The organism is Chamaesiphon sp. OTE_20_metabat_361 (assembly GCF_031364565.1).
The window spans coordinates 1-4,824 of sequence record NZ_JANLWO010000689.1 but is presented as its reverse complement, the minus strand read 5'-3'; the positions used below and the strand labels follow the sequence as shown (position 1 = coordinate 4,824).

3 protein-coding genes are annotated in these 4,824 nt (G+C 47.0%); 1 reads left to right on the top strand and 2 read right to left on the bottom strand.

Translation table 11 applies throughout. From position 1 onward, the window contains the following. Nucleotides 1-224: 224 nt before the first annotated feature. On the bottom strand, nucleotides 225-1,637 hold the full coding sequence (locus RMO35_RS19510) for a 1-acyl-sn-glycerol-3-phosphate acyltransferase (RefSeq protein WP_309743347.1): 1,413 nt from the start codon (nucleotides 1,635-1,637) through the stop codon (nucleotides 225-227). A gap of 311 nt (nucleotides 1,638-1,948) precedes the next feature. Continuing rightward, complete coding sequence (locus RMO35_RS19505) at nucleotides 1,949-3,100, bottom strand: FtsW/RodA/SpoVE family cell cycle protein (RefSeq protein WP_309743345.1); 1,152 nt, start codon at nucleotides 3,098-3,100, stop codon at nucleotides 1,949-1,951. A gap of 209 nt (nucleotides 3,101-3,309) precedes the next feature. Between RMO35_RS19505 and RMO35_RS19500 the strand changes: the two genes are divergently transcribed. Continuing rightward, a partial coding sequence (locus RMO35_RS19500) for an ABC transporter substrate-binding protein (protein WP_309743342.1) occupies nucleotides 3,310-4,824 on the top strand: 1,515 nt, incomplete at its 3' end.

Here is a 4,824-nt window from a genome sequence, read left to right as displayed (position 1 = left end):
TCATTGGGGATCGATTTAGGAGTTTAGTAGCAAATTTGGTGGGGAGATGGGAGTTGGGAGATGGGGAGGCGAGGGGACTGGGAGATGAGGGAGTGGGGGAGTGGGGGAGTAGGGGAGTGGGGGAGTAGGGGAGTGGGGGAGTAGGGGAGTGGGGGAGTGGGGGAGTGATGAACCTCTTACCTCTTACCTCTTACCTCTTACCCCTAAAGCCTAAAGCCTAACCCCTAGCCCCGATCGAGCGATCCTTCCATCGCCGTCTGTAATTCTTGAGTGAGATCGAGGGTAGCTTGTTTGGCTTGCCTGCGACCACTTTTGTAGCGATCCCAGTAGTCAGAGAGCGGAATCGCATTACCGATCGTCATGTGGACGCGGCGATTGCCGATAATCGGGCGTTTAGTCGGTTTGCCACCTTCGATCCAGGCAACCAAATCCCACAATAGCAGGGCAATTTCCGAAAACCGATCGATCGTCGGTCGGTCTTTGATATAAGATCCGGTCACAGCGATAAAGCTTTCGACAATTCGCATGTGCCACAGCCGCAAATCTGCTTCGGTGGCAATGCGATCGGCTAATTTGCGACTGACTGGCGATAAGGCTTGCGGTGAATTCAATTCTTCGAGATAGATCCAGTTCCAGCCAGCTTGCTCGATCTGGCGACAGCGCTCGCTGATGGTGCCTTGGGGTGGGAGATTAAAGTAACTTTCCGATATTTGCAATGCAAAATCGAGCAGGTGTTGGAGTCTTTGGGAGATTTCGGTGCGCGAAATCGGCTGCTCTAGCAGCGGACGTTCGGGGATTTCGTAGCGATAGAAGTGAGCGTAAAAGTTTTCTATTTGATAGAGCAAATGCTGGCTCAGAATGTAAAACCTGTCATAGAGTAATTTTCGCATCGGGCGACGATCGTTTTGACCGATCGCCACCAATGAGTCGTGACGATCGACACTCAAACCACAGTCTAGCTCTAACTGATAGATTAGCTGTTCGAGTTTAAACCACGGCTCATCCAGATAATAATATTGAATCCCGATCGGGATAATCAAGACATCTTCTTCTCTCCCCACTCGATCCAAATCCTCCATCGCCCAAAATCCAATCTGAGCGGCTCCAAACTCTAAAGGGCTAACAAACTCATTCTGACCGTTAGTTGCTCCCTCTGGAGCGATTGCTAGGGGCATCTGACCGTTAACTAAGATGTCTCTGGCGGTTTCGAGTCCTTGACGATCGCCGCGACCCCGATGAATGGGGATACCACCCAAACGAGGGTACAACCAATTGACGATCTTACCCGCCCACAATGGAATGCCGCGATCGTAGATAAAGTGAGCGAAGACGGGCGATTTGAGCGAAATGCGATGCCTTCTGGCCGCCAGCGGCAGCATTTTTGTCAAGAGGTGCCCCAGACAAAAAGCATCATCGCTACTAGGATGCCTAAAAGCAATAATCAACCGCAATCTACCCATCTGCGATTGTTTGTAAGCTTCTACCAACCGATCGAGATCTGAGGCATCAATTTTGATGATGTGCAGTTTGTATCTCAACCACAAAGGCAACATCCAAGTGACTAGCCGCAGCACCCAAACATTGAATTGAGGTGGTAAGAATGCTAATCGGGGCTGGGCTTTGGTAATTTGGGACATGGGGAAAATACTTTCTGACCCCGTAGAGGATAGCTTTAATTGTAAAATTAATCACCGTATAAATGACTGATTTTACGGAATTTTCGATATGGCGAGCAAATTTTTAGGATGGTAATTTTGGATTACCTCATCCCATTTTGCACTAAATCAGCGCGATTATTCCAGCAATCGTCTGTGAAAAACGACCTCGATCGATGAATAGACATCTGGCTCAAGCTAGGCTTTAGGGGTAAGAGGTAAAAGGTAAGAGGTTCATCTCTCCCCAGTCCCCCAGTCCCCCCATCTCCCATCTCCCATCTCCCATCTCCCCTCTACCCCCTAATCTTAATAACTTTGGCTTCTGCGGATTCCCTGGCAACGCGGATCAGCAGTGCTGACTGGATTAGTGAGGCTACCATCGAACTCCCGCCATAGCTAAACATCGGCAAGGGTAAACCAGTTGTGGGGAGAGTCCCCGCCGCCACACCGATATTAAACAGCGATTGGATCACGATAAAAGTAGTCGCGCCGACAGCAATCAGCCGATGTACGGGATGATGGGCACGACGGGCAATCAGTAAACCCAAAGTGGCATAACTCATCACTAATACCAGCAGCAGCAGGCTTCCGAGTAAGCCAAATTCTTCAGCAAACACCGAGAAAATAAAATCTGTATCCTGAATTGGCAAGTAGTCTAGTTTCTGATTGGATAGCCCAAACCCCCGCCCCGACAAGCCCCCAGATCCGATCGCCAGCAAGCTTTGCACCAATTGAAACCCGTCGCCCCGTTCGTCTAGCCACGGATTGAGAAAAGAGAGCATTCGCGATCGTTGGTATGAGTGCATCATCAGACTCATACCCGCTACCATCCCCCCACCAATTGCCGTCCCAGTCAGGTATCTCAGCGGTAAACCCGCCGCAAAGGCGATCGACCACAAACCAATACCACATAAAGATGTCGTACTGAGGTTGGGTTGTTTTAAGATTGCCAGTAACACGATCGCAAATACCACCAGCCATGTCACCCGTACTTTGGTGGGATACTGCTCCCAGCGCCCAAATAACTTGGCACCTTGCAGGACTAGAAAGGGTTTGATTAATTCTGATGGCTGAATTTGAACCGGGCCAATCGCAATCCACCGCGTTGCCCCCATCGTATTTTGCCCCATCCCCGTCAATACCGTCAGTAACAATAGCACCAAAATCCCCAACAGAATCCAGTGTGAGACTTTGAGCGGTTTGCGCAAGGGTGAATGGACGATCGCATTAAAGATAAACAAACTAATGACGATCGCCACTAGTTGGCGATTGAAATAAAATAAGCCATCTTTTTTTTCGACTTCTCCATGATAGTAAGAAGCTGAGAACAACACGAACATCCCGATCGCTAGCCAGAGAAAAGTCAGCCACCGCATCAAACGCGCTGTCAACGACCAGTCTTTTACTGTCGGGTCAAACAATGGGAATAAAAGGCGCAAGTTCACAATGTGGGAAAATGGGGGTAGGGTGTCAGATCGGCATCAACATGGCAGCAAGGTAATTGCCGCATCGCTCCTGCTTGAGATTGGATTTGTCACCGAGCCTCTAGGGTAGACGCTACACGAACGAAAACTTATACTATTTAACCACACCGCCTAATTATTCGAGCTATTTTTCAGCTTTTGACCGAACAGTATAGTTTTAGATGATTTCCATGATGTTAAAAAAGATCTTAAATCCGGCTCGGTGGTCGATATTATTATTAGTGCTAGCGATCGCGATCGGGGTGGCTAGTTGTCGGCAAATAATTAGTTCTGCTGCTGCTAAAGTCGATCGCAATCAATTAGTTTCCGCAATTCTCAGCGATCCGAAGACCTTTAATGAAGCACTAAGTAACGAATCGCCGAATATTTTTGGCTATGTGGGTTCTGGTTTGATTGCCGAAAATGGTAAAGGCGAACTGCAACCAGCTTTAGCCGAATCTTGGGTGGTTTCCCCAGATAGTAAAACTGTGACATTTAAACTCAGAGAAAATCTCAAATGGTCTGATGGTGCGCCATTGACGATCGATGATGTCGCGTTTACTTTTAATGAAGTTTACTTTAACGAAGAAATTCCAACCGATACGCGTGATATTCTCAAAATTGGCAAGGATCGAAAATTACCCACGCTCAAAAAAATTGGTGCCGATCGCATTGAATTTACTACGCCAGAACCATTTGCCCCCTTTATCCGCACGTTAGGAATTAGTATCCTTCCCGCTCACAAGTTACGTGCTACCGTCAACCAAAAAGACAACACGGGTAAACCACTATTTTTGAGTACTTGGGGAATTAATACCAAACCCTCCGATCTAGTTTCTAGTGGGATGTTTATGCTCGAATCTTACTCCCCTGGAGAGCGGTTAGTTTTTAAAAAGAATCCTCACTACTGGAGTAAGGATGCTCAAGGCGATCGGCAGCCATATATCGATAAAGTCATTTGGCAAATTGTCGAATCGACTGATACCGCACTGGTACAATTTAGATCGGGGGGGTTAGACTCTTATGGTGTTTCGCCTGATTTCTTTTCCTTACTCAAAAAAGAAGAGCAAAAAGGCGGATATAAAATCTATAATGGTGGCCCAGCGACTGGTACGACCTTTATGTCTTTCAATCTCAACGAAGGCGAAAGAGATGGTAAACCACTAGTCGATCCGATTAAATCCCGCTGGTTTAATAATGTTAAATTTCGTCAGGCGATCGCCTACAGTATCGATCGGCAACGCATGATTAATAATATCTACCGAGGCTTGGGTGCGCCGCAAGACTCACCAATTTCAGTGCCGAGTCCTTACTATTTATCTCGCAAAGAGGGACTGCCATTCTACGATTATAGTCCCCAAAAAGCCAAAGAATTATTCACTGCGGCTGGCTTTAAATATAACGAGCAAAATAAACTGATCGACGATCGCGACAATCCAATCAGATTTACCTTAATCACTAATTCTGGTAACAAAATTCGGGAAGCATTAGGTACTCAAATCAAACAAGATTTAGCCCTAATTGGGATCGAAGTGGATTTTACCCCGATTGCCTTTAGTTTATTGGTCGATCGGATCGATAGTTCTCTACAATGGGATAGTTTATTAATTGGATTCACTGGTGGAGTCGAACCCAACGATGGAGCAAATTTCTGGTCGGTAGATGGTGGATCTCACATGTTTAATCTCAAACCAGCAAAGGGCAAG